The sequence below is a fragment of the Paenibacillus sp. FSL R10-2778 genome (assembly GCF_038593035.1).
GTDB classification, from domain to species: domain Bacteria; phylum Bacillota; class Bacilli; order Paenibacillales; family Paenibacillaceae; genus Paenibacillus_AQ; species Paenibacillus_AQ odorifer.
The window spans coordinates 6,138,690-6,161,157 of the sequence record NZ_CP151956.1 but is presented as its reverse complement, the minus strand read 5'-3'; the positions used below and the strand labels follow the sequence as shown (position 1 = coordinate 6,161,157).

Annotated in this window: 23 protein-coding genes and 1 other annotated feature; of the genes, 21 read left to right on the top strand and 2 right to left on the bottom strand. The window is 41.9% G+C overall.

What is annotated here, in order from left to right:
* The first annotated feature begins 128 nt into the window (after positions 1-128).
* The 4 genes from NST40_RS27580 to NST40_RS27565 all read left to right on the top strand — a co-directional run bounded on the left by NST40_RS27580 (position 129) and on the right by NST40_RS27565 (position 3,186).
* A complete protein-coding gene (locus NST40_RS27580) occupies positions 129-1,136 on the top strand; it encodes a cation diffusion facilitator family transporter (protein WP_342410926.1) in 1,008 nt (335 codons plus the stop codon).
* A gap of 74 nt (positions 1,137-1,210) precedes the next feature.
* A complete protein-coding gene (locus NST40_RS27575) occupies positions 1,211-1,531 on the top strand; it encodes a metal-sensitive transcriptional regulator (RefSeq protein ID WP_076128794.1) in 321 nt (106 codons plus the stop codon).
* 105 nt (positions 1,532-1,636) lie between these two features.
* Positions 1,637-1,966, top strand: coding sequence for a four-helix bundle copper-binding protein (locus NST40_RS27570; RefSeq protein ID WP_076185472.1), 330 nt, complete (start codon positions 1,637-1,639; stop codon positions 1,964-1,966).
* Positions 1,967-2,187: 221 nt separating this feature from the next.
* Complete coding sequence (locus NST40_RS27565) at positions 2,188-3,186, top strand: globin-coupled sensor protein (protein WP_076219251.1); 999 nt, start codon at positions 2,188-2,190, stop codon at positions 3,184-3,186.
* 79 nt (positions 3,187-3,265) lie between these two features.
* Here the strand turns inward: NST40_RS27565 and NST40_RS27560 are convergent, their stop codons facing one another.
* Positions 3,266-3,436 carry a hypothetical protein gene (locus tag NST40_RS27560; protein ID WP_155288200.1) on the bottom strand — a complete coding sequence of 57 codons (171 nt, stop codon included), beginning with the start codon at positions 3,434-3,436 and terminating at the stop codon, positions 3,266-3,268.
* A 137-nt stretch (positions 3,437-3,573) separates the two neighbouring features.
* Between NST40_RS27560 and NST40_RS27555 the strand changes: the two genes are divergently transcribed.
* The 15 genes from NST40_RS27555 (at position 3,574) to arsC (ending at position 18,314) form a co-directional block, all read left to right on the top strand.
* Complete coding sequence (locus NST40_RS27555; protein WP_342410186.1) at positions 3,574-3,897, top strand: PadR family transcriptional regulator; 324 nt, start codon at positions 3,574-3,576, stop codon at positions 3,895-3,897.
* Between the two features lie 16 nt (positions 3,898-3,913).
* Positions 3,914-4,450, top strand: a complete 537-nt coding sequence (locus NST40_RS27550) for a DUF2812 domain-containing protein (protein ID WP_342410185.1) — start codon at positions 3,914-3,916, stop codon at positions 4,448-4,450.
* 238 nt (positions 4,451-4,688) lie between these two features.
* Complete coding sequence (locus NST40_RS27545) at positions 4,689-5,921, top strand: glycosyl hydrolase family 8 (RefSeq protein WP_254847763.1); 1,233 nt, start codon at positions 4,689-4,691, stop codon at positions 5,919-5,921.
* Positions 5,922-6,592: 671 nt separating this feature from the next.
* Complete coding sequence (locus NST40_RS27540; protein ID WP_342410184.1) at positions 6,593-7,393, top strand: CPBP family intramembrane glutamic endopeptidase; 801 nt, start codon at positions 6,593-6,595, stop codon at positions 7,391-7,393.
* Positions 7,394-7,530: 137 nt separating this feature from the next.
* Entirely contained in the window at positions 7,531-9,912 is a 2,382-nt protein-coding gene (locus NST40_RS27535; RefSeq protein WP_342410183.1) for an ATP-binding protein, read from the top strand.
* Positions 9,890-10,546, top strand: a complete 657-nt coding sequence (locus NST40_RS27530) for a response regulator transcription factor (RefSeq protein ID WP_341003945.1) — start codon at positions 9,890-9,892, stop codon at positions 10,544-10,546. The genes NST40_RS27535 and NST40_RS27530 overlap by 23 nt, the downstream gene beginning before the upstream one ends.
* A gap of 168 nt (positions 10,547-10,714) precedes the next feature.
* Positions 10,715-11,233 carry a DinB family protein gene (locus NST40_RS27525; RefSeq protein WP_341004327.1) on the top strand — a complete coding sequence of 173 codons (519 nt, stop codon included), beginning with the start codon at positions 10,715-10,717 and terminating at the stop codon, positions 11,231-11,233.
* Positions 11,234-11,249: 16 nt separating this feature from the next.
* Positions 11,250-11,393, top strand: coding sequence for a hypothetical protein (locus NST40_RS27520; RefSeq protein ID WP_162636847.1), 144 nt, complete (start codon positions 11,250-11,252; stop codon positions 11,391-11,393).
* A gap of 207 nt (positions 11,394-11,600) precedes the next feature.
* Complete coding sequence (locus NST40_RS27515) at positions 11,601-13,562, top strand: ATP-binding cassette domain-containing protein (protein ID WP_312151014.1); 1,962 nt, start codon at positions 11,601-11,603, stop codon at positions 13,560-13,562.
* Between the two features lie 28 nt (positions 13,563-13,590).
* The gene (locus NST40_RS27510) at positions 13,591-14,259 is read left to right on the top strand and encodes a response regulator transcription factor (RefSeq protein ID WP_076128780.1); all 669 of its coding nucleotides are present in this window, start codon (positions 13,591-13,593) and stop codon (positions 14,257-14,259) included.
* Positions 14,260-15,603, top strand: a complete 1,344-nt coding sequence (locus NST40_RS27505; RefSeq protein WP_081392613.1) for a HAMP domain-containing sensor histidine kinase — start codon at positions 14,260-14,262, stop codon at positions 15,601-15,603.
* Positions 15,604-15,645: 42 nt separating this feature from the next.
* Positions 15,646-16,047 (top strand): GNAT family protein, encoded by a 402-nt coding sequence (locus NST40_RS27500; RefSeq protein WP_341003943.1) that lies wholly within the window; start codon positions 15,646-15,648, stop codon positions 16,045-16,047.
* 82 nt (positions 16,048-16,129) lie between these two features.
* Positions 16,130-16,456, top strand: coding sequence for a metalloregulator ArsR/SmtB family transcription factor (locus NST40_RS27495; protein WP_076185465.1), 327 nt, complete (start codon positions 16,130-16,132; stop codon positions 16,454-16,456).
* A 127-nt stretch (positions 16,457-16,583) separates the two neighbouring features.
* Positions 16,584-17,873 carry an arsenic transporter gene (locus NST40_RS27490; RefSeq protein WP_312151011.1) on the top strand — a complete coding sequence of 430 codons (1,290 nt, stop codon included), beginning with the start codon at positions 16,584-16,586 and terminating at the stop codon, positions 17,871-17,873.
* 21 nt (positions 17,874-17,894) lie between these two features.
* Entirely contained in the window at positions 17,895-18,314 is a 420-nt protein-coding gene (gene arsC / locus NST40_RS27485; protein WP_076304789.1) for an arsenate reductase (thioredoxin), read from the top strand.
* A gap of 18 nt (positions 18,315-18,332) precedes the next feature.
* Here arsC and NST40_RS27480 read toward each other — a convergent pair whose 3' ends face one another.
* Positions 18,333-19,517 (bottom strand): oxalate decarboxylase family bicupin, encoded by a 1,185-nt coding sequence (locus NST40_RS27480; protein ID WP_342410182.1) that lies wholly within the window; start codon positions 19,515-19,517, stop codon positions 18,333-18,335.
* 164 nt (positions 19,518-19,681) lie between these two features.
* On the opposite strand from NST40_RS27480, the gene NST40_RS27475 reads away from it, so the two are divergent.
* Positions 19,682-20,536 (top strand): copper amine oxidase N-terminal domain-containing protein, encoded by an 855-nt coding sequence (locus tag NST40_RS27475; protein WP_341003939.1) that lies wholly within the window; start codon positions 19,682-19,684, stop codon positions 20,534-20,536.
* A gap of 55 nt (positions 20,537-20,591) precedes the next feature.
* Positions 20,592-22,148 (top strand): SAM-dependent methyltransferase, encoded by a 1,557-nt coding sequence (locus NST40_RS27470; protein ID WP_342410181.1) that lies wholly within the window; start codon positions 20,592-20,594, stop codon positions 22,146-22,148.
* Between the two features lie 45 nt (positions 22,149-22,193).
* Positions 22,194-22,454 (top strand) — a binding site (T-box leader).
* The last annotated feature ends 14 nt before the right edge of the window (positions 22,455-22,468 follow it).

Genomic DNA, 22,468 nt, shown 5'->3' with positions numbered 1-22,468 from the left:
GAAGAAAAATCCAGTTAATAATAACATATGAACACATGCTCATATGTTATTATTAACTGGAGCTTTTGAATGTAACTGCGCAGGGCTACGAATACTATCTAGCTGAAGGTAATAGGAGGTTAAGCATGATGAACAAGAAGAACAAACGCAATCATCAGGTCGAGAATGTACACGGGCAACAGTCCAATCACGATCACAGTAACCACGACCACGCTCATGAAGGACACAGTCACTCCCATGGCTCTCACGGGCATCAACATTTTGATCCTAGTGGAAATAAAAAAGGGCTTTTGATTGCGTTGATCATTACGGTTGGAATTATGTTTTTGGAGTTTTTTGGTGGGTTGATTACTAACAGCTTAGCCCTGTTATCGGACAGTGGGCATATGCTAAACGATGCAAGCTCTCTAGCATTAAGCCTAGTAGCGGTCTGGTTTGCAACTAAACCTGCTTCTCCGAACAAAACGTATGGTTTTCATCGATTTGAAATTTTGGCGGCACTCTTAAACGGAGTTACTTTATTTGTAGTTGCTGGATTTATTATTGTAGAAGCTTATGGGCGGTTTTTTGAGCCGCCGACAGTTGCCAGCGGATCTATGATGCTGATCGCAAGTATTGGTCTTTTAGCCAATGTGGCTAGTGCATGGTCGCTTATGAGAAAAGGGGATGTAAAAAATAACATTAATCTCCGTAGTGCTTATCTCCATGTGCTTGGTGATGCTTTAGGTTCAGTAGGGGCAATTATTGCCGGTTTAATCATGATGATTTTTGGCTGGTATGTTGCTGATCCAATCATAAGCGTACTGGTTGCTCTATTGATTCTTAGAGGGGCATGGGGAATTATCAAACATACCGTTCACGTCCTTATGGAAGGCACCCCGATTACAATTAATCCAGCTGAAGTAAAGGAAATCCTCGAAAGCATTGAGGGGGTTAGAAATGTTCATGACCTGCATATCTGGACCATTACTTCGGGTTTAGATTCACTCAGCTGTCATATCTTAATTGAAGAGGAAGCAGATGGGCAACACATTTTGCAGCAAGCTATTCGGTTAATTGCCGATCATTTCAAAATTCAACATACAACCATTCAGGTTGAAACTTTCGCTATAGTTCATGAAGAATTGAAAATCTAATCAATGATTTATTTTTTGAATAGAATAGGGGGGCTATAGTATAATAAAAATACGAGGAAAGGGGTGATCGGTGCATGGATAATCTGACTCACGAGCATGAATCATGCAGTACGGATGAGCGGAAAAGTCATCACTCAGATAAAACTAAAAAGAATTTGATTAGCCGGCTCAATAGAATTGAAGGTCAGGTTAGAGGGCTAAAAGGGTTAATTGAAAAAGACACCTATTGTGATGATGTGCTGCATCAAATCTCCTCGGTCCAATCTGCATTGAACGGCGTGGGCAAGCTTTTGCTGGAGCATCATATGAAAAGTTGTGTAGTGGAACGTATCCAGGAAGGTGAGAACGAGGTACTGGATGAACTATTAGTTACCATCAATAAATTAATTAGATAATTGATCAATCGGAAGGATTCCCCGGAATCCTTTTTTATTTGCTCAAATTGGGTATATATAGAGTAGGGGACTATCCTAATTTATGATTTGAGAGGAGAATGTGTTATGGCACATCAAAACTACAAAGAGTGTATCGAAGAGTGTTTAAAATGTATGATAGCTTGCAATCACTGTTACTCTGCTTGTTTGGATGAGGATCATGTGGGGATGATGAAGGAGTGCATTCGCCTGGATCGTGAATGTGCAGATATATGCGAGTTTGCAGCTCATGCCATGTCGATGAACAGTAAATATGCAAAAGAGATTTGTTTAGCTTGTGCAGAAGCTTGTGAAGCCTGCGGCAACGAATGCCAAAAGCATGATCATGAACATTGCCAGCAATGTGCAGAAGCTTGTTTTGCTTGTGCAAAAGTTTGCCGTGAAATGGCGGCGTAATTTAAAGCTTGAAACTGAAGGGGCTGCTGCGGCAGCCCTTTATTCATGAATAGGAAGCCAAATCTAAGGGCAACTAGTGAGGTTTTGTAAAATTATTAAGTAATATAGGTAAATATAGTGTTAAAATTTATTGAAATAATACCTTTATAATCAAGAGATATAGATGCCATAGGGGATGGCTGAGAAAAATAAACAGTTATGAGAGGGATGTTAACGACGGTATGATCAATCTTAGTCCAGAACGACTCCAGCAAGTTAGCTACATAGGGATTAATGAGGCTGATTTAGAATTATTAAAAAGCAAGGAGAAAGAATTCAACTTAATCGTTAGCTCATTGGTTGAGGAGCTGTATAAACAGATGACGATGGAGCCAGAGCTGCTCCTCATCATTGAGCAGCACAGTACACTGGATCGATTGAAAGAAACACAGCAGTGGTATTTTTTATCCATGGCCGCTGGTGTGATCGATGAAGCATTTATTGAAAGACGTTTGCTTATCGGGAAAATCCATTCTCGTATTGGATTAACAACGAATTGGTATTTGGGGACGTACATATTATATCTGGATTTGGCTACTGCTTATTTTGAACGGATATTACCAAACGAATGGAAGCCTGTTATTCATGCCTTAACCAAGATGTTTAATCTCGATTCACAGCTCGTTCTTGAAGCCTATGAAGTGGATGAAAAAGCAAAAATAGAAAACTTGCTGGAGAAGCAAAATCACCTGCTTACAGGAGTGAGTTCAGCCGTTCAGGAGCTGGTATCTTTGATGGTTCAATTAAAGGATAGCAGTGAATCGATAGAAAGTTTAGCTAGTAAAAATGCTGATTATCAAGAGAAAACGCATCAAACGGTATTATATTTGGACAAAGAGGTGGAGTCTATTCATCAAGTGGGTACGATGATTAGAGAAGTGGCTGATCATACGCATCTTTTAGGCCTAAATGCGGCTATTGAAGCAGCCAGAGCTGGGGAGTTTGGAAGAGGTTTTGAAGTTGTGGCTAATGAAGTTCGTAAGCTAGCCCGTCGCTCAAAGGATTCACTGGTAACCATTGACCAGAAACTCGACAATATCAATGCCACCCTTTCCAAGGTGAAAAAAGAATCGGAACACAACTCCATGTATTCCAAGGATCAGGTCAAAAGCTCTCAAGAGCTGGCTTCCTTCGTGAACTTAATTGAAAAAGTGACTGCTGAGTTAGAGAGCTTGAAATGAAACTGCTACGGATTGAAACACTCCTTCAGAAAATTCTGAGGAGTGTTTTTTTGTTTGAAGAAGTTATTAGCGGTATAGCTTAAACATCAGTTTTGGAGACACCGTTTAAGCTGGGCACATAATCAGCAGCCTTATCGATGTTCACCATCTGAGCGGCTTCATTGAAATTGTTGTTATTCTCCGCATTGTTTTTCTTACTTGGTTGATGTTTTCCTGGAGCTTCTTTGGGATTGGCACTATTTTTGGGCATGACATTCACCTCCATATTCTTCACCTAGTATGAGAAGGTAGTTTGAATTTTATGCCAGCAGTTGACAAGTGTATCATTAAAAGATATAGTTCATTTAATGATATATCTTTTGATGATACATATGAGGAGGTGATTAAGTGTCAAGAACGGACTCATTGGAAATGGGAGAGCTCACAGACACTGCATTTTATATTCTCTTGTCTTTAGTCGAAGCCAAACACGGATATCTGATTATGAAATCAATCGAAACGATGACGAACAATCAATTTTCAATTGGGCCTGCTTCCATGTATACAACCATTAAGAAGCTGTTAGCGGCTGAATTTATTGAGCTGTATAAAGAAGAAGAGGACGACAAACGAAAAACGTATATTGCAACGGAAAAAGGAATTGGATTGCTAAGAAAAGAAGTAGAGCGCCGAAAAAAAATGATTAGACATGCAGAACAAATTCTCAAATAAAAGGTGGGGAATAGGCATGAAGAATACAAAATATGTGACCAGCGGGGGCTTAGCTTTTACTGAAAAAGGAGATATGCAGAAATTGAGTAAGTATGCCAAAAGGGGCTGGCTCCTGGAGAGCTTTGCACCTTTTGGTTATAAGTTAAGAAAGGGAGATCCCCAGAATCTTGAGTACAGTGTAGATTATCACACGAATGTCGATGAGGAGTATTATTTGATTTTTGAAGATGCCGGATGGACATATGTCTGTTCTGCCGGAAATGGGTTTCATATCTTTCGGGCAGCTGCAGGCACGGCGCCTATCTACTCGGACACAGGGACCCTCATTGACAAATATGAACGTGAAAAGAAAACGATGAGCAAAGTAGCCTTGCCATTGCTTATAGCTTTGATTGCTTTTATCTTCCTAGCGATCTTGGGCGTTAATGGATGGTTACCTGAGATCGTGAGGAATATCAGCCTGGTGTTAGTAGTGGTCACACTTTGTATGTTGGTCTTTCCGGGTCTTCCATACATTGCGTATCGATTCAAATTGAATAAATTACGAGAATAGCGAATGGATTTTTATCTAAAGGATGTTTGCACAGCCATGAATGAAGTTGGTTGTGGAACCATCCTTTTTTTAGTTGAGGAGTGAGAACAAATCTAAGTCTCAGATATATAGTACTAATGATCTATTAATGGAATTGCTTATATATTAATTCCATATTCTGTATTACAATGATAGCGAATACGAATTAGCTTACTGTTTTCTTTCAAATTTATTACCACAATTGAAGAGGAGGCAATGAATGATGAAGAAGGATGCAAAGCTTAGGTTGAGTTGGAAAAGCCTTATTGTCGTATGCTTGGTAATTAGTATTCTTCCTGCCGGTTCCGCGTTTGCAGCAGTGAACAAACCTTTTCCGCAACATACCACCTACACGAGTGGATCTATCAAGCCAAACAATGTAACCCAGACCAGTATGGATAATTCAGTGAAGACCAAATGGGATGCGTGGAAAACGGCCTATCTCAAACCAGCTGGCACTGGCAAATATTACGTTAAGTATAATTCAGATGGAGAAACGGTATCTGAAGCACATGGTTACGGGATGTTGTTCACAGTTTTGATGGCTGGTTATGACAGCAATGCTCAGACTTATTTTGACGGCTTATATAATTATTACAAGGCTCACCCAAGTGCAATTAACCCTTATTTGATGTCCTGGAAGCAAAACAGCAGCTTTCAAAATATTGAAGGCGAGGACTCTGCTACAGATGGAGATATGGATATAGCGTTCTCATTGCTGCTTGCGGACAAGCAGTGGGGAAGTAGTGGTACAATCAATTATTTACAAGCTGCAAAAGATATTATTAATGCGATTATGGACAATGAGATTAACCAGACACAGTGGACGATCCGTCTAGGTGACTGGGCGAATAGCGGCTCGTATAATACGGCAACTAGACCTTCTGATTTCATGCTAAATCATTTAAAAGCATTCCAACAGGCTACAGGAGATACCCGCTGGACGAATGTTATCGATAAAACGTACACGATTATAAATAGCCTTTATACGGGTTATAGCTCTAGCACTGGGCTCTTGCCTGATTTCGTAGTTTACTCTGGGGGTGTGTATAAACCTGCTGCGGCGAATTTCCTTGAGGATGCCAATGACGGGAATTACAATTACAATTCTTGTCGTACCCCATGGCGGATCGCAACAGATTATTTGATTACTGGAGACAGCAGGGCGCTTACGCAGCTCAATAAGATGAATAGCTGGATTAAGACTAAAGTAAGCAGTACACCTGGTAGTATAAAAGATGGGTATAAGCTAAACGGAACCGTATTTGGAAGTTACAATAGCGGTGCCTTCTATGCTCCATTTGGAGTCAGTGCGATGACCTCATCAACTTACCAAAGCTGGTTGAATTCTCTCTGGAGCCACACAGCAAGCAGTGCTGCAGAAGATTACTATGAAGACAGCATCAAGCTGTTTTCGATGATCGTTATGTCTGGTAACTGGTGGACCTATTAAGATAACGTATAGTTAGAAAAAGGCTGTCCCCAAAACGTTCATGCCCAAAACCATAAAAGTCAAACAGAACAGCGATTCTCCTAATATCGGGGAATCGCTGTTCTGCATTTTTGGTCAACTACTGTTTGTTTCAGTAGATTAGGGGCAAAAGTAAAGCCACCTGGTCTCTAATGTTACGGCGGAGCATCCTTTATTTGATAACCAATTGAATCATGGGGCGTACCTAATGATGCTCCAAATGATGCAATAAGTGAAGCACTTATACAGCAATTAGGGGATTTCTCCCTAAAATTCAGAGAATTTTGTTCATCAGACTTATAATTAGGGAAAACTTCCCTGAATTTTGGCCGATTCAGTAACTAATAAAGAAATCCCTCTGATTATTAGGGAGGAATTCCCTGATTTCGTCCTTTTAGAGCCAAAATCGGCTATTTTCAGGGAGTATTTCCCTAATTAGTTTACACTTACGCTGCACATCGCACATCGCTCACCATTTCACTATTTTTAGGACAACCTTACTGAAGACTTTGCGGCATACAGATAAGCAGTACCGCAAAAGAATTGTGGTTTTAACGAACGTTGTTTTCGGTGAAACGTCCTGCCTGGTTATATACAATTGGATTAAATAGGAAGATATAGTTCCTTATATCTAAAAAGGTTAGGTGATAATATTGCTCTCAGACAAGAAACAATCTCTTCTATTTATTATTATCGTATGGGCAATGGCGTTAGGGATGTTGCTGCTTCCGGAATCGGCGCAAGGTCTGTATGGATTTACTCCTTTTTTCACAGTATGTATCATGATGTTTCTGATTGTGAGAGATGGATACAGTGCTGAGGGATGGAGAAGGTTGGGCTTCAAATTTAGGGGAGGCAAAGAATACATATTGGCTTTAGTTATTCCCTTAGGTTCACTGGGAGCTGGATATGCTGTCTATTGGATGGGATGGAACTCAAGCTTAATTTCTCCAGATTCATGGATCAAGACTGCTATATATTTGCTCGTTTACATTGTTCTTGGTTCATTATCTGCTTTGGGGGAAGAGATCGGTTGGAGGGGTTGGCTGCTCCCGCGTTTTCAATGGATGGGAAGAGTAAGTTCTAGTGTAACAATGGGCTTAATCTGGGCTATATGGCATTATCCGGCGATTCTTGGGCCGCGTGCTTATCATTCCTCTGGAAGCCGCTGGCTCGTGGTGGTGCTCTTTACCTTATCTGTTATGTTTGCGGGCATCATTATAAATGAACTGCGTCTGACCTCCGGTAGTATTTGGCCGGCAGTGCTTTTACACGGAACTAATAATGCTGTAGATAGTGTTTTGCACAATATTACTGTCAGTTCTTCACCTATGTTGGAGTATGTAGCCGGGGAGAGTGGTTGGGTTCCAGTGATTTTATATAGCTGCGCAGCTATATGGATTCTGAATCGAAACCACAGAGTGAACCAGCAAAAAGCCAGGATAGAGCTATAATTCAATGCGGATATTTAGAGGAGAAGGAATATCATGCATAAAAGTATATAATTTCCTTTGTGATTCATATAAAATGGTAGGGGAATACCAAATAAGAATAGAGATATGTATAATTTTGTTCGTTCGGGGGATTTGAAATGACAGTAAAACTCCGCCAGTTATTCATATCAGGGTTACTTTGCCTTTTTGTTTTTCTTATTATTCATTTTGTGTGGGTCATTCACTCTAACATCTTGCTTGGCGTTGGTCTGGAGCAGAATGAAGAAGGGCAATATTATATTGCTGAGGCAGACGTTTCAAGCGAAGGGTATAAACAGAATTTAAGGGAAGGGGATATCTTATTACGGGTTAATGGGAAACCGATTGATAAAGTGGATGAAGCTGTGAGATATGGAAGCTTAACTCAGGTTCAATCCGTTGACCTTCTTCGTAACTCCAAAGGGGGGGCTCCACTTGCTTTGCATTATGATATTGAGAATAAGTCCTCCATCTATCATACGTTTACCCAGCTTGTAGTCCCTGGAGCGACATTTGTTTTTTTGGCAGTGTTAAGCCTTCTATTATACCGCAGGAAAAGCGGGGATCGCTCAGCAGAGCTGCTGATTTTATTCTTTTTATTAGTCGGAATAACTTACTTTGCGGGATATGCCTCAAGTAGATCTGATCTTATAGGTAGAATCGCGATGGGTAGCGTGTTGCCTTTAATTCCACTGGTTTTTATTCACTTTCTCCAAGTATATCTGAAACGATTTGATGTATTAGTTCTATCTACTACTGTAATCAAAATATACTATGGCCTGGTCATTTTACTAAGCCTATTTTCCACCTCCAGTCTAATGGTTTACTCCTGGGATAGATCCTTGTATTCCTTTGTAAGGTTAATTATTATTGGGTTCTTTGTTTTTGGAATTTTTTACAGCATATTTAAGCTGCTATATTTATACATTACTTATCGAAGCACAGCGCTTAAATCGATGTTTAAAATTATGCTTACCGGACAAATCCTTGCGTTTACACCGTTTGTTCTCTTCTCAGCTGCACCCATTGCTGTTGGGGTCAACCTGATTCCTTACGAAATTACTACGATCTTTTTGTTTTTGATGCCAGTTACTTATTTTTATCTGCTGACGGCTAGGCAACTATTTGATATTGATTTCGCTTTTAATCGGTTTAAATATTATTTATTAATTGCTTTTTTTCCGGCGCTAATGATTGTAGCCGTACTTGCGATCATTCAGAGCAGGCAAGAGTATGATTGGATCAAATGGATTCAGATGTTTTTGGTTGTATATTTATCTATTACAATCTTTTTATTCTTTAAGGAGAAAATAGATTATTATTTCCGGCCTAAACTGTTCCGTGAGCTTTATCATTATCAAGGTAGTCTGGAGCGATTCTCGAAGCAAATCTCCAAGGTTATGAAGCGGTCTGATTTGGAGGCTGCAATTTACAAGGAAATCAATGAGATTTTACCGGTTAGTCGGTCTGCTTTTTTTGAGAGAGATGAGGATATGAGTAACCTCGAACAAATAGTCGACAATTCGGGCCAAGAGATCAACATAGAATTTGTATCGAAATCTCCAGTTTTTAAGGTAGGAGAAGTAGTTCAACTCAAACAGGGGATCTTACTCGTAATTGGACGTCACCAAAAAAAATTTCATCTCCTCTGGATTGATCATAAGAAGAACCATACAAAGCTTAATTCGGATGAGCTTAACTGGTTAAATACCCTCGCAAATTATGCGAGTATTGTCTATGAGAATTTATATCTTATTGAAGGCTTGATTGAAGACCTTGAAGCAGAGATGAAAAAAGAGCTACATGCAGCACCATGGGTTCTACGCCTGATCTTTAACTTATCAGAGAAAGAACGCAGAAAGCTGGCGGCGGATTTACATGATTCTGCTCTTCAGGATCAGCTCATTTGGCTTCGCAGGCTGGAAACACTGATCTCCGATCATGATATTGAGGCGGATATTTTGCCAGAGCTGCTTCAGATTAAAGAGGGACTTCTGGATGTGATATATCAGATTAGGGAGACCTGCAATGAACTGCGTCCACCGCTGCTAAGAGAGACCGGAATTGTGAAGGCACTGGAACTATTGTTTGAGTATGCCCAGCTGCAGTCCAACTACATTATCACCTTTACATCCAGTCCGATTGGTGAGCTAAGTGAAGACCTGGTGATTGCGTTGTATCGAATAGTACAGGAGCTCCTGCGGAATGCCGGGAAACATGCCAAGGCGAATCAGATTGAAATTGAGCTGGACCAGCAAGAGCACCTCTATTTTCGATATAAGGATGATGGGATTGGCATGAATATAGTTGATATCAGGGAATCTTTTCAGCATATGGGCCTGTCTGGAATCAAAGAACGTGTTGCGAGCTTAGAGGGGAAGTGCACTTTTACCTCGGAGAAAGGGAAGGGACTGGAGGTTATTATTTATTTACCGACAATGGCTTTTGTAGAAGAAAAGCACAGAGGAGGCGATGACGATGATACGTATCTTGTTGGTTGATGATCATCCTTCAGTCGGAGAAGGAACTAAAACTATGATTGAGCAGGACGCGGATATGGAGGTTACTTTTGTTTTGTCAGCGATGGAAGCTTTGGATAGGCTGGAGCAACAAGAATTTGATGTCATCTTATGCGACCTCAACATGCCTACCATCAGCGGACTTGAATTCGCCAAAAGAGCCGTTCAACGTGATCCTGAATCTAAAGTGGTGATTTATACCGGATATGAGATCAGTGCTCACTATAATCTTTTGATGGAGTCAGGGGTCACAGGATTTATCTCTAAAACAGCTTCCCGGGAACAGTTGTTAAATACCATTCGTTGTGCGCTGAGGAATGAGGCGGTCATTCCGGTGTCTTTACTTAAACAGCTACGAAGAAATGATATCAAGATTTCTAATCACCAGGATAATCGGCTGCTTGAAGAAGTGTCCATTAATCAAAGAGAACAGGAAATACTCCAAGAAGTAGCTAGTGGAAAAAGCAATAAAGACATAGCCAGCAAGCTTTTAATGTCACAAAGGACTGTAGAGTATAACCTGACGAGAATCTTTGAGAAGCTTAGTGTACATTCCAGATCCGAAGCTATAGTGGAAGGGAAGCGACTAGGTCTTGTTAGGATGGAGACTTTCTAAGTTGAAGCCCATACAACCCAATACATAGTTTTGTTAGTTTTATTCATGGTGTTAAGCACCTCACTTTGACATCTTGATCGTCATTACCTGTAATTCATAATTCTGAACCATTCCGGTATTTAGAGTATTATTCTGAATAAATCAAGGAGGAACATCCATATGATTGACATGAACCAAATATTTTTGATTACAGATATCCCAGGTTACTCCCCGCAAATCAGCCGACTTTTATCCATGATGAACTATGCAAGATATACAACATTAGAAGCCGTTAAGGGTCTAACTGTGGAACAACTGGATTATTTATTGGATGCTCAGAGTAACTCTATTGGAGCGTTATTATTGCACTACGCTGCTGTAGAATATGCATATCAAGTGGCAACGTTTGAGCAAAGAGATTTGTCTGAAGAAGAGCTAACAAAATGGGGACCAGCATTAAATTTAGGCGACGAAGGACGAGCCAATATTAAGGGGAATGACCTTAGCTATTATTTAGATCGCCTAAATGAAGTTAGACAAAAGACTTATGAATTATTCGCAACCGTCGATGATAATTGGTTATATACTGAAGAGGAATTCTGGCATAACAAACCTGCGAACTACTATTTTATGTGGTTTCACGTTTTTGAGGATGAAATCAATCATAGAGGCCAGATTAGGCTGATCCGAAAAAGAGCACTAGCTTAAGAAAGGAGGCGCGCGAATGGAGTACATAGAGAAAAATATAAAGCCTTTATTTAAGAAATATCCGCTGCTCTCGAAATTTGTATTAACAGTGGTGATTATAGACATCGTTTATTACGCCGGAAAACAAGTTGGAGGATTAGCTTATTACCTCATGCACTAATTTCTTTTGAAAATAAGCCGAATAGAAAAGGCGAGTTCCACTCATTTTGAGTGTGAATTCGCCTTTTTATATTGCTTAACCTAAATATCTGCTGTAGCTCTGACTCTTCCATATGGCTATCCAGTTCATTATCAGTTCACACAAATTTGTTAGGATATGAAACATCAAAAGAGATATAGAGCATGACCAGGAGAGGAAGAGAAACAAATGAAAATATTAGAAGTTAAACATGTAAAGAAATCATATACTTTGTACGGTAAAGAAAAGGTGCCAGTACTCCATGATGTGAATCTAAGCTTTGAGACAGGTGAATTCGTCTCTATTCTAGGTGAGTCTGGCTGCGGAAAGTCCACACTGATGAACATCATTGGGGGAATGGACTCCGATTATGAGGGCGAGGTCCTTGTCCGCGGAAAGAATTTAAGCACGATGACCGAAAAGGAAATGGATGATTATCGTAAGAACAATATTGGTTTCGTTTTTCAAAATTTCAATCTGATCCCACATCTGTCAGTTTTGGAGAATGTTACAGTGGCGATGCAGATGACGGATACCAGTGAGAAGGACCGTAATAAACGTGCTATAGATATTTTGACTGAGGTAGGCTTGAAAGAGCACCTGAAAAAACGTCCCAATCAGCTGTCCGGTGGACAGAAGCAAAGAGTGTCCATCGCCCGCGCGCTAGCGAATAATCCTGATATTATTTTGGCAGATGAACCTACAGGGGCCTTGGACAAGGATACCGGCGATCAAATTTTAGCCTTATTGGACAGCATAGCCAAAAGAGGGATATTGGTCATTACCGTGACCCACTCACAGAAAGTAGCCGACTCTGGTACCCGTATCGTAAAGGTGGAAGAAGGACGGATTAAAGATGATATTCAGTTAAAGGACCGCTCTTTGATTAGTTACGATGGAGGAGAGGGGTCATCCCGGAATCTCAGTTTATTTGCATCTTTTAAAATGGCTCTGCAGAACATGAAACTCAACGCCAAACGTAATGTATTGGTAGCTTTGGGTGGGTCTATTGGTATTTTAAGCGTACTGTTGATGCTTTCCTTAGGGAATGGAATTACGAACTATATGAATGACGAAATTAATTCAAGTATGGATCCTTTACTCGTGGATATAACTAAACCCAGTGAAGAAGCTAAAGGCATGCAAGGTCCAGAGGCAATGATGTTGCCCGGCGAAACGTTTACGGCTGCCGATATTGAAACCATCCGAAATATTCCAAATGTTGATTATGTAGAAACCATCACTTCCATTTCGGGCAAATCTACTATGGTTTATGCAGATCAGACGGTTAGTCTTACACAATTAACAACCTTAACGGATGCTTTTGCTAAAGAGACGATTACCGCAGGGGCTTTTCCAGAGGGCAAAGAGATATTATTACCCGTGAAAACGGCAAGTAAATTAAGCGGAAATGACAGTCCAGAGTCTTTAGTAGGGAAATCGATTTATCTATATATTAATGAAATGGATGCTAAGCATAAACCGATCACATTGGAACAAGAAGTCACTATCTCTGGTATTTATGAAAGCACTGATCCAAGAGCGCAAATGCAACCCACGGGTTATCTTCCAGCGCAGACTTTGGAGCAAATGTATGCTGACAAGGGGATTACAATAGGTCCAATTCAAGTTAATGCTTTTGCAACCGATATGAAATATGTGAATGATATTAATGCAGCCGCTGTTGATGCTGGATTCTCAGGTTCTCAATCGGCAAAAATCATGGAGCGAATCACAACTTATGTGAATATGGCTACTATAGTTCTCTCTGGTATTGCCGGGATTTCACTTCTCGTATCAGGGATCATGATATTGGTTGTGCTATATATCAGTGTAGTGGAACGGACTAAGGAAATTGGGATTCTTCGGGCAATTGGCGCAAGGAAAAAAGATATCAAACGTATATTCTTTTCTGAATCAGCTTTATTAGGTGTATTCAGCGGTATCTTTGCGGTACTCTTTGCCATTGTCATTAGTTATGTGTTAAATATTCTCTTGGACAATGCTTTTGGAGTGAAACTTATTAATCTATCCGGTTATTATGTGTTATTTGGGATCGTTGTGAGTACCCTGATTAGTATTATCGCCGGTTTGATGCCATCCTCTAAGGCTGCCAAACTGGATCCAATGGAATCTCTACGATATGAATAAATAGGTTAGCAGAGAGGAAAATTGAGAGATGAACACGATTCTAGTGGCGGATGATGATTCTCATATCCGTAGATTAATACGATTATATCTTGAAAAAAACCAATTTTCCGTAGTGGAAGCAGCAGACGGTCAAGAGGCATTAGACATTCTAGCGCATACAAAGATCGATTTGGTGATTGTAGATGTGATGATGCCAAATGTAGATGGTATTGAATTGACCGAAGATATCCGGTCTTATATCGATATTCCAATTCTGATGGTTACAGCTAGAGGAGAATCTAAGGACAAAGTCAGAGGATTTAATGCCGGATCAGATGATTATTTAGTCAAACCGTTTGATCCCATTGAATTGGTCCTGAGGGTAAAATCACTATTAAAAAGATATCATTTAACCTCCTCGAGTGTGATTCAACTAGGCGCAGTGATGATTGATCTGGGGAATTTGAACGTTGTTACGGCTCAGAGAACGGTGGAGTTGAAGAAAAAGGAATGTGAGTTGTTATTTGCTCTGGCGGGTTCGCCAGGGCAAATATTCACGCGTTCTCAGCTCATAGAAAATATTTGGGGTGTCGATTATGAAGGCGACGAGCGTACGGTAGATGTGCATATCAAACGTCTGAGAGAAAGACTTGAATCGATTCCCGAGCTAATTATTTCTACGGTAAGAGGACTTGGATACCGTCTGGAGTTGGCCTGAATGTTGAAAAAAAGCCTGCGTCTGCGTATTGTCATTACGTTCATTGGGATTGTGATCGTCAGCTTAATGATCTCTTTTTTGCTAAATGTACGGTTTTCCGAAAATAATGTGACCCCAAACCATATCTTCATTAGAGTAGCTGGAGACGTAGCCAAAGTGCTTACCCTAATCGATGATCCGGAAAAAGCACAGGCATTTACTAAACTGCTCAATAAATATGGGGTCGATATTGCGAAAGTGAGAGTGAATGAGTGGAGTGATGCTGTTTTTTCAGTGGATAAGGAGAAGGTTGCCGCTCTATTTAAGCCGGATTCCACAGACGCAGTGATGCTTAATGATAAGTCTGGTGTTGCTATTGTTGGCATTCCCATCGTAGATAAGGAGAAAGCTGCGCTCATCATTAAAATTGATTTTTCGTCGAGCTTGATCACATTCAGACGCAACGTGTTTTTTACACTTCTAACGGTTTTAGTCATTGGAAGTTTACTGATTCTCTTGATGTCCGGATTCATTGTTAAGCCTATCAAACGTCTGACGGAAGCAGCTAAAAAAATGGCATCAGGCGATTTATCTGTGCGCTTGACGCATAAAAATCAAGATGAGTTCGGGGAACTGATGGAAAGCTTTAATCATATGGCTAGTGAGCTGCAAAAGATAGACTCTGTTCGTGATGATTTTGTCAGCAATGTCTCTCATGAAATGCAGTCTCCGCTTACGTCCATTAGAGGGTTTACTAGAGCGCTGCAAGATGGTGTGGTTCCAGTAGAAGAGCAAAAAGAACATCTGGATATTATTTATCAGGAAACGCTGCGCTTATCCCGCCTAAGTGACAATCTGCTTAGATTAGCGTCGCTTGATTCAGAACATCATCCGGTTAATCTCACCACTTTTCAGCTGGATGAACAGTTAAGAAGAGCGATCGTTCTGGCGGAGCCACAATGGGCACAGAAAAACATTCAGATAGAATTGGATTTATTACCCTGCCAAATTACGGTGGATAAAGATTTGTTTGATCAAGTCTGGCAAAACCTAATCAATAATGCTATAAAATATACAAGCCAAGAGGGTATCATTCATGTCGAAATCGAGCGTTCTATAGCGTTTGTGAAGGTTTCTATTAAAGATTCTGGTCAAGGCATACCAGAGGCAGCATTGCCCCGCATTTTTGATCGTTTTTATATGGTGGATAAAGCGCGGAGCAGCGTTCATAAAGGGAATGGACTTGGATTATCTATTGTATTAAAAATTCTAAAAATGCATGATTGTAAAATAGAAGTGGAGAGCAAGGTTGGGGAAGGAACTCAGTTTATTGTCTCGATCCCTGTCTCTCAACCCTATGAATAGTTAACGGGCTGAAGCTTAAGGCAAACGCAGACCCTTTCATTTGTGAACCAAGCAATAGAAGACTCTCAAAAAGTTCCCAGAACTCGGTTCGCGCAAGCCATAGTTGCAGTAGGAACTGAACATTTGATCGGCATGATTGAATTAAATATTAGAAGCCATACGGACAGAAGCGGCGAAATCGGCTATATTGTCCATCCTGATGCCTGGGGACAGGGAGTCGCTACAGCAGCGGCCAGACGAATGTTGAAATTTGGTTTTGAAGGACTGCAACTACATCGAATATACGCGACCTGTGACCCTAGAAATAGCGGATCATCCAAGGTGCTCACCAAGATAGGTATGACCTATGAGGGAAGATTAAGGGATGCTTTGCTTATTAAAGATGGATGGCGGGATTCTTTGATGTTCAGTATGTTGGAGCATGAGTGGACGGTAGCCCGCTAAAAATTAACTCTTGCTTCCCAATGGTAAGTTCACTAGAATATAAGTATTAGCTTATATACTTTCGAGAGGAGGAGAGAAGGAAATGCAGACACTAATGGAAATTGCTGAAGACTTGAAGCTGTTCGGAGATAAGACCCGATTGGCAATGCTTTCTCTTCTGAAAGAGCGGGAATGGTGCGTGTGTGAATTCGTTGATATCTTTGACATCTCCCAGCCGGCGATTAGCCAGCATTTACGGAAATTGAAAAGTAGAGGAATCGTTCGGGAAAGCAAGCGGGGACAGTGGGTACATTATTCGTTAAATGTCGAAGATAAACCACATCTTAAAGCTGTTCTTCAACAGATGCCTAGTTCCAAATCGATATTGGCTGAACTGAATAAAGAGGCTAAAGAGCCATGCTGCGACTAAATTTAGGTAAGGTTTTTTTTGATCTATATATAATCATATAGTTATATAATGATGTTGGATTGAAGTCACATGCTTATATAGGAGTGTTGAAAAAGATGTGGATTTGCAGTAAAAGGGGGATGGCACTTTGGCTATTGTAGCTATCCTTATATTTTTAGTAACTTTAATCCTTGTAATCTGGCAGCCCCGTAATTTATCGATTGGATGGTCAGCCTGCGGTGGCGCGAGCATAGCTTTGCTAGCTGGGGTAGTCAGCTTTAATGATGTTCTGGATGTAACGCAGATCGTGTGGAATGCTACTTTAGCGTTTGTGGCTATTATTCTGATTTCTTTAATTCTGGATCGAATCGGATTTTTTGAATGGGCTGCTTTACATATGGCGCGGGCTGCCCGCGGGAATGGCAGACGAATGTTTGTGTATGTCATCGTTCTTGGTGCGTTAGTGTCTGCATTTTTTGCGAATGATGGAGCGGCTCTGATTCTTACGCCTATTGTGCTTGCGATGGTAAGGGCGCTGCATTTTGATGAGAAAAAAGTATTTCCGTTTATTATCGCCAGCGGTTTTATTGCCGATACCACCTCATTGCCGCTCGTGGTCAGCAATCTGGTCAATATCGTATCAGCGGATTTTTTCGGGATTACGTTTATGGAGTATGCAGGCAAGATGATTATACCTACGCTGTTCTCACTTGTGGCGAGCATCGTAGTGCTCTATTTCTTTTTTCGCAAAAGTATTCCCAAGCACTTTAACGATTCACAGCTAAAAGATCCGCATGAGGCGATTAAAGACAAAAAAATGTTCCAGCTGTCATGGATTGTATTGGCTGTTCTTTTGGTAGGGTATTTTGTCAGCGAATTTTTGGGTATTCCGGTATCTGTGGTTGCGGGGATCATAGCTATTTTGTTCCTGCTTCTCGCGAGAAGAAGCCCTTACGTCAAGGTGAAAGAAGTGATTACAGGAGCGCCTTGGGCGATTGTGTTCTTTTCCATTGGAATGTATGTCGTAGTATATGGACTTCGAAATGTTGGGCTGACGGATTTACTTGCTAAGATGATTGGGTCTATTGCTGATCAGGGCTTATTTGCCGCAACGATGGGTATGGGCTTCATAGCTGCATTGATCTCATCGCTGATGAATAATCTGCCTACCGTTCTGATTGACGCGCTTGCCATTGATGCGACGCATACCACTGGAATCATTAGAGAGGCTTTAATATATGCGAATGTTATAGGCTCGGACTTAGGACCGAAGATCACTCCGATTGGCTCACTCGCCACACTGCTGTGGCTACATGTACTTTCGGCTAAAGGCGTGAAGATTTCTTGGGGAACGTATTTTAAGACAGGTATTATTTTAACCATTCCAACGTTATTTATTACGCTTTTAGGTCTTTATATGTGGTTGTTGATTAACTAATTTGGACAGGGGAAGATCAAGATGAACAAGAGAACGATTTATTTTTTATGTACAGGGAATTCCTGCAGAAGTCAGATGGCTGAAGGCTGGGCTAAGCAATATCTAGGAAAAGAATGGAGCGTGTACAGTGCAGGTATTGAAGCTCACGGTCTAAATCCAAAAGCTGTACAAGCGATGAGCGAAGTAGGCATAGATATTTCCGGCCAGACTTCGGATATTATTGATGCTAATCTGCTGAATAATGCCGATCTGGTCATTACCTTATGTGGAGATGCTGCGGATAAATGTCCAATGACCCCTCCGAAGGTCAAACGGGAACACTGGGGCTTCGATGATCCGGCAAAAGCGCAAGGGAGTGATGAAGAGAAGTGGGCAGTGTTCCAGCATGTGCGTGACCAGATTGGTGAAAGAATCAAACAATTTGCGGAGACGGGTGAATAAGCAAAGGGAGGAAGTAACCTATTCTTTTAACTTAGGGTATTTCACCACGGGCCATTTCACTTTCCGTAAGGCATTGATCACTTCGGGCCCAACGTTCAAATTACTTTGAACCAATTCATGGGGAGTGAGAGCCATCCATTGGTTCAGAGAGACGTCGGCAAAACGGTCACTTTTGAACATTTCGAGGAACCACAACGACTCTTCTCCTGTATTCTGAATATAATGTCCAAATGCAAAAGGAACATACCCAACATCGCCAGCCCTGTAATTAAAGGTACGTGCTGCACCGTTTCCGGCAAACACAGTCATCCGTCCTTTTCCGGTAAGATAATATTGCCACTCATCGTTGTTGGGGTGCCAGTGGAGCTCTCTCATTCCTCCAGGTTCAATCTCTACCAGTGCAGCAGCCACGGTCTTGGAGACCGGAAAGTTGCTGGAGTCAACGATTCTGACGCTCCCGCCAGGAGTCTTCAATGGAGGCTGTGCCAACAGCGAATGTTTGAAGCTCTGTGGAATTTCTCCATACGGCGATTGCACCTTTTGGCTTTGTAATGAGCCGGGAACTTGATCCTGATAAATGTAAACCTGTTCAGTGGGGATGGAGTCGAAGGCCTCGGCAGGTATTCCAAAGTTAGCTGAAAGTACCTCTTTGGGCGTATGGGTGAACCAATCGGAAATAGACAAGGTATTCAGATCAGAGAAGCTTCCGTCGTCGAAGACAAGGAGAAATTCACAGCCTTCTTCAAGACCTTGTATAGAGTGAGGAATACCCGGCGGAAAATACCATAGATCACCAGGTCCTACATCTGCTATAAAGTTCCGTCCATTCAGATCCACAGCAGTAATCCGGGCGCGGCCTAACAGCATATAAGACCATTCCGCTTGCTGATGCCAGTGAAGCTCTCGTACTCCACCGGGGGTCAGGCTCATATTCACACCTGCCAGTGTAGTTGCGATAGGGAGTTCTCTGAGTGTTACTTCTCTGGACCAGCCACCATGATTAAGCTGCATATGCGCATCAGAGAAAGAAAATTTTAAATTGGGAACCAGGCCCGCATCAGTCACCGGAGGTACGAACATATCCGGGTTCTCAAGATCCCGCATAACATCGCGGGGTCCTTTATCTAATCCCCCTGTGCCATCACTTCGGATGGGCTGGGGGATGTTTGTTTTGTTTGCCGAATCCTGTCCAGCAGAAGTCATAAGATGTTCTCCTTTCTTGTTCCTTAAGCGTTCAATGAAAATATATGCGGAATGCTGTCTTTTATGATGGATAGCAGAAGTGGTACAAGTTGACATGTGTAGGGTCATCATTGATTATTACTAATAGAGGCTAAGGTTCTAGATGAACTGGAGAGGGGTTTGTGATGATTCACATCAAGGAGTCCTTACAACGATTAGGGAAAATAAAAGCTTATGTAATAGGTCTATTAGTGATTATGTTCGCCGCGGGATCTGCGGTTACACCTACATCGGTGTCGGCGGCTGTCCAGTTAGGGACACAGGTAATGCCACTGTCATACGGGGGATATTACGTGCTTTTTCCAGGTAAACTCGCCCCTTATTTCAAAGCAGGTAAATTAATGGTGCCGATTCGAGCCTTCTCCAATGCGATTGGCGCAGATTTGCTCTATGACGCTCTGAGCAAGAGTATTACTGTTTCACTGCTGGACCGATCGGTAGGAAATATTAAAGCAGGGCAGCTAGAGGCAGATTTTAATGGGGAGACCGTAGATTCATTAGGCGTTGCTCCAGAGATAAAGGATGGCACTCTGTTTGTTCCGGCGTCCCCCATTTTAGAAGGGCTTAAGTCTTTTCGCTGGGAAGTGCAATTTAATAATGTGAATAAATTAACCCTTGGTATTGGAGCCAGAAAAGGGGAGGAATGGGTGAAGCCTGAGGCAGATCGTGCGCTTGCTCCTTATCCACTCGAAACGACAGCACATCCGTATCCGTTATATCCTACTATGCTAACGCAGGCTCAGGCCGGGAAAGAATATAGATTGACCTTAGGCGTGCAAAATACCTCCGGATTCATCATCCCTAAAGGAAACGCGGAATTAGAGCTGGTGAGTGTGGACAGTAAAGGGAATTCTTTTTATCAAACGTTGAAAGGACCTGATTCCTCAACCTCCAAGACGGCATTATTATCATTTTCCGCTACCATTCCAACAGAGGCTGAATACGTCATTTTCAGGTCACGCACCTTGAGAGCGCAATAAGGCAATTGCTATAGATTATTCCAACAAGCTAGACAGAGAGCGGGTAAAGAAACAGATGACAGGTAACAAAGAACAGCAATATCGCTTCAGCGAAGCACCGATATGGGAATTGCAACGAACATATTATGAAGAGCAGGGATTAAAGGCTTGGAATAATGATCAGGTCCCGCAGTACATCACGAGTAACCCTATGATTGCGACAGCATACGCAGAGATGATCTTTGGATTTCTGCAAGACCGGGCTGGACAAGGGCATCTCTCAGAGACCGTTACGATTCTAGAACTTGGAGCGGGAGCAGGCCGGTTAGCCTTCCATGTGCTTAAAAAGTTATGTGAAATCGTAGACTACGCAGATATTCCTCTTCCTCCTTTTCGTTATGTGATGAGTGATTTGCCTTCCAAAAATATATCCAGCTGGCAGCAGCACCCGAGCCTACTTCCTTACGTAGAGCAGGGTATTTTGGACTTCGCTCGTTTTGATGCTGTGCAGGATGTAGAACTACATTTAGTACACGCTAAGCTCAGCATTCGGCCGGGTGATTTACAGCAGCCATTGGTGATTGTGGCAAATTACTTTTTTGACAGCATTCCGCAAGAATTAATTTATGTGGATGAAGGAAAAATATATGAATGTGAGGTTTCGATCCAGTATTCGGCGGAAGTTGATCCGGATAACCCCTCCGATGCGCTCGGCAAAATCATCCCGCAGTACCATTATCGGCGTGCGGCTAGTTATGAAGAGGAGACTTATCCCTATCATGACGTTATAACGCTTTATCAGCAGAAGCTGGAGGATTCACATATACTCTTTCCGGTGGTGGGGCTTACTTGTCTGGAGCGGCTTGCGCGGCTCTCTACAGAGGGATTCGTGCTGCTTACAGCGGATAAGGGAGACCATCGCTTAGAGAACTGGGAATTTGCAGAACCTCCATTGCTGATTCATCACGGAAGCTTCTCTTTGACCGCGAATTATCATGCGATAGAGCATGTGCTGAAACAAAAGGGTGCGCATTCAATATTCACCAGTCATCACTATAAAAACCTGAACATCGGCTGTATTCTTATGCTTCCAACACCGCTGAGCTATACAAACACTCGGCTGGGTTACAAGCGGTTTATAGAACGTTTTGGCCCGGATGATTTCTTTAGTATGAAGGAATGGATGGATCAGCAATTAGATACGATGGGGCTGCAGCAAATTTTGGCCTTTTGGCGTTTGGGTGGGTATGATGCTGAATGGTTTATCCATAGCGCTGAACAGATTTCGGAGCTGCTGCCGGGTGCCAGTGATGAAGAAATGCTGGATCTACAGCGAGGTATACAGTTGATGTGGACGGGCTATTATCCGATGGAACAGAGTTATGATTTGTCGCTAGATGCGGGGTTGCTGCTGTATGAAATGGATAAATTCGCGGAAGCATTGGGTTACTTAGAACGCTCCATGCATGCGAATACGGAAGAACCATTGGCATCAGTGCTGTATAGCATGGCAATCTGTAACTATGAGCTAGGAGCTGAAGCTGCTGCATTGGAATACGCGCGTAGAGCTTTGGCTGCAGAGCCTGACAATGAAGTAGTATTGGAGCTCCTAACGACGCTTAGCGGGGAATAAGCACATTTACATAGGGTTATCTTTTTGGTATCCTATACAAAATAATCAAACGCGATGACGAGAAGAGTACATGAAATCATTCCTTCACAGAGAGCCCTGGATGATGAGAACAGGGTAAGGGGGATTTTATCGAAACAAGCCTCTGAGCGGCATATCGGAACCCGACTAAGGGGATGGTATGACAGGAGCTCCTGTTATAGAGCTAGAGTATAAGCATTGCGCAAGATGTTTTGCCGTACTTGATGAGATTAATATGGCGACATATTAATGAACCTGGGGTGGTACCGCGAGAATTTCGTCCCCAAGACCATAAGTCTTGG

What these genes read in the sequence shown, in the direction of transcription:
- NST40_RS27580 (WP_342410926.1), top strand. Translation starts at nt 129, where the DNA reads ATGAACAAGAAGAACAAACGCAATCATCAGGTCGAGAATGTACACGGG.
- NST40_RS27575 (WP_076128794.1), top strand. Translation starts at nt 1,211, where the DNA reads ATGGATAATCTGACTCACGAGCATGAATCATGCAGTACGGATGAGCGG.
- NST40_RS27570 (WP_076185472.1), top strand. Translation starts at nt 1,637, where the DNA reads ATGGCACATCAAAACTACAAAGAGTGTATCGAAGAGTGTTTAAAATGT.
- NST40_RS27565 (WP_076219251.1), top strand. Translation starts at nt 2,188, where the DNA reads ATGATCAATCTTAGTCCAGAACGACTCCAGCAAGTTAGCTACATAGGG.
- NST40_RS27560 (WP_155288200.1), bottom strand. Translation starts at nt 3,436, where the DNA reads ATGCCCAAAAATAGTGCCAATCCCAAAGAAGCTCCAGGAAAACATCAA.
- NST40_RS27550 (WP_342410185.1), top strand. Translation starts at nt 3,914, where the DNA reads ATGAAGAATACAAAATATGTGACCAGCGGGGGCTTAGCTTTTACTGAA.
- NST40_RS27545 (WP_254847763.1), top strand. Translation starts at nt 4,689, where the DNA reads ATGATGAAGAAGGATGCAAAGCTTAGGTTGAGTTGGAAAAGCCTTATT.
- NST40_RS27535 (WP_342410183.1), top strand. Translation starts at nt 7,531, where the DNA reads ATGACAGTAAAACTCCGCCAGTTATTCATATCAGGGTTACTTTGCCTT.
- NST40_RS27530 (WP_341003945.1), top strand. Translation starts at nt 9,890, where the DNA reads ATGATACGTATCTTGTTGGTTGATGATCATCCTTCAGTCGGAGAAGGA.
- NST40_RS27525 (WP_341004327.1), top strand. Translation starts at nt 10,715, where the DNA reads ATGAACCAAATATTTTTGATTACAGATATCCCAGGTTACTCCCCGCAA.
- NST40_RS27520 (WP_162636847.1), top strand. Translation starts at nt 11,250, where the DNA reads ATGGAGTACATAGAGAAAAATATAAAGCCTTTATTTAAGAAATATCCG.
- NST40_RS27515 (WP_312151014.1), top strand. Translation starts at nt 11,601, where the DNA reads ATGAAAATATTAGAAGTTAAACATGTAAAGAAATCATATACTTTGTAC.
- NST40_RS27510 (WP_076128780.1), top strand. Translation starts at nt 13,591, where the DNA reads ATGAACACGATTCTAGTGGCGGATGATGATTCTCATATCCGTAGATTA.
- NST40_RS27505 (WP_081392613.1), top strand. Translation starts at nt 14,260, where the DNA reads ATGTTGAAAAAAAGCCTGCGTCTGCGTATTGTCATTACGTTCATTGGG.
- NST40_RS27495 (WP_076185465.1), top strand. Translation starts at nt 16,130, where the DNA reads ATGCAGACACTAATGGAAATTGCTGAAGACTTGAAGCTGTTCGGAGAT.
- arsC (WP_076304789.1), top strand. Translation starts at nt 17,895, where the DNA reads ATGAACAAGAGAACGATTTATTTTTTATGTACAGGGAATTCCTGCAGA.
- NST40_RS27480 (WP_342410182.1), bottom strand. Translation starts at nt 19,517, where the DNA reads ATGACTTCTGCTGGACAGGATTCGGCAAACAAAACAAACATCCCCCAG.
- NST40_RS27475 (WP_341003939.1), top strand. Translation starts at nt 19,682, where the DNA reads ATGATTCACATCAAGGAGTCCTTACAACGATTAGGGAAAATAAAAGCT.
- NST40_RS27470 (WP_342410181.1), top strand. Translation starts at nt 20,592, where the DNA reads ATGACAGGTAACAAAGAACAGCAATATCGCTTCAGCGAAGCACCGATA.